Below are 2,040 nucleotides of genomic sequence, written 5' to 3'. Positions count from 1 at the left end.
CGCGACCAACGGCGCGGCCATCGGCGGCTGCTCGGCCGGCATGCGGTTCTGAACGGTGCGCGGCACGGCGCACGCGTGCGGCGGAATGTCGCCGGCGCGAGCCGGGCGGCATCCGGCGCGGCACATCGGCCGCCGCCCTGCACCTTTGGCCGGCTTCCCCCGTTCCGCGATTGCTCGTCGCCGCATGGCGCTGTGGGCTACGCGGGCGCACTTTTCTGAGATAGGATGGGAAGCAGGCCGCCGCCCCGCCCGGCGCGGCCGTTTCCCGAGCGGAGCAGCGCGGCCGCGCGCATCGGCCGAACGGCCGGCGCGACACGGACCTGCCATCCCCTTGGTGTATCCTTGCCTACTCCGTGACAGCGCGCCCCGGCACGACCCGGGCGCACCACCATGAACGATTCGTATCCCAGTCGAAAGCCAACCGACAAACCGCAAGAAAAGCGCTCGCTGCTCGAGCGCCTGACCGACTTCATCTCGCCCGAGCCCGAATCCCGCGGCGAGCTGCTCGAAATCCTCCAGGACGCGCACGAACGCAACCTGATCGACGCCGATTCGCTGTCGATGATCGAAGGCGTATTCCAGGTATCCGACCTGTGCGCACGCGACATCATGGTGCCGCGCGCCCAGATGGACGCGATCAACATCGCCGACAAGCCCGAGGATTTCATCCCGTTCGTCCTCGAAAAGGCGCACTCGCGCTACCCCGTGTACGAGGAGAACCGCGACAACGTGATCGGCGTGCTGCTCGCGAAGGACCTGCTGCGCTTCTACGCGGAAGAGGAATTCGACGTGCGCGGGATGCTGCGCCCGGCCGTGTTCATTCCCGAATCGAAGCGCCTGAACGTGCTGCTGCACGACTTCCGCGTGAACCGCAATCACCTTGCGATCGTCGTCGACGAGTACGGCGGCGTCGCGGGCCTGATCACGATCGAGGACGTGCTCGAGCAGATCGTCGGCGACATCGAGGACGAATACGACTTCGACGAGGAAGCCGGCAACATCATCTCGGGGCCGGACGGCCGCTACCGCGTGCGCGCGCTGACCGAGATCGAGCAGTTCAACGAGGTGTTCGGCACCGATTTCTCCGACGAGGAGGTCGACACGATCGGCGGGCTGATCACCCATCATTTCGGCCGCGTGCCGCACCGCGGCGAAAAGCTGCAGCTCGGCAACCTCGTATTCGAGATCCAGCGCGGCGACGCGCGCCAGATTCACGTGCTTCTGGTGCGCCGCAACCCGCTCGCGAGCCGCCGCGCCGAAACCTCGCACGAGGACTGATCCGCGCGTCGCGCATCGGCCGCGCCCTTTCCAACCGCTTCGCCCACTTCCGCTTCACATGGACGATCCGATCCCGTCCCGCCCGGCTGGCGGCATTCCCGCGTCGGCGCCCGGCCGCGCGTTGCCACGCTGGCACTATCCGGCCGCGCTGCTCGCCGGCGCGGCCAACACGCTCTGCTTCGCACCGACGCCGCACGGCGGCTGGCTGCAGCTCGTCGTCTTCGTGTGGTTCTTCGCGCAGCTCACGCGCACCGCGAGCTGGCGCAGCGCCGCGCTGACCGGCGGCGCGTTCGGCTTCGGCAACTTCATCAGCGGCATCTGGTGGCTCTACATCAGCATGCACGTGTACGGCGAGATGGCTGCGCCGCTCGCGGGCGGCGCGCTCGTGCTGTTCTCGCTGTATCTGTCGCTGTATCCGGCGTTCTCGGCCGGGTTGTGGTCGCTCTGCGCCGGCCATGCATGGCATCGCCGCACGCCCGATCCGCGGCCGTTCTCGCCGAGCTGGCACGGCGCGTTCGCCTTCGCCGGCGCGTGGGCGCTCGGTGAGTGGCTGCGCGGCACCATGTTTACCGGCTTCCCGTGGCTCGCGAGCGGCTATCCGCAGGTCGACGGGCCGTTCGCGGGCTTCGCGCCGGTCGTCGGCGTGTACGGTATCGGCTGGGTGCTCGCGCTGTTCGCCGCGCTGATCGTGCAGGCGTTCGCGGCCGCACGGCCGGCGCAGTCGCAGTCGCCGGCGGCCGGCGCGGCACCGCGCGCGCGCGT

At 69.3% G+C, this 2,040-nt stretch carries 2 protein-coding genes and 1 pseudogene; all 3 read left to right on the top strand.

The window, feature by feature from the left end:
- A partial coding sequence (locus HMPREF3115_RS31915; RefSeq protein ID WP_218079210.1) for a hypothetical protein occupies positions 1-219 on the top strand: 219 nt, incomplete at its 5' end.
- Positions 220-390: 171 nt separating this feature from the next.
- Entirely contained in the window at positions 391-1,278 is an 888-nt protein-coding gene (locus tag HMPREF3115_RS12950; protein ID WP_006398336.1) for an HlyC/CorC family transporter, read from the top strand.
- Between the two features lie 58 nt (positions 1,279-1,336).
- Positions 1,337-2,040 (top strand): annotated as a pseudogene (locus HMPREF3115_RS12945) (apolipoprotein N-acyltransferase); the annotation flags it as partial.

Origin of the sequence: Burkholderia sp. HMSC10F09, assembly GCF_001806955.1 — a bacterium.
Lineage (GTDB): Bacteria > Pseudomonadota > Gammaproteobacteria > Burkholderiales > Burkholderiaceae > Burkholderia > Burkholderia multivorans.
Note: the sequence above shows the minus strand (reverse complement) of the source record. Positions and strands in the feature narration are given on the sequence as shown.

What these genes read in the sequence shown, in the direction of transcription:
- HMPREF3115_RS12950 (WP_006398336.1), top strand. Translation starts at nt 391, where the DNA reads ATGAACGATTCGTATCCCAGTCGAAAGCCAACCGACAAACCGCAAGAA.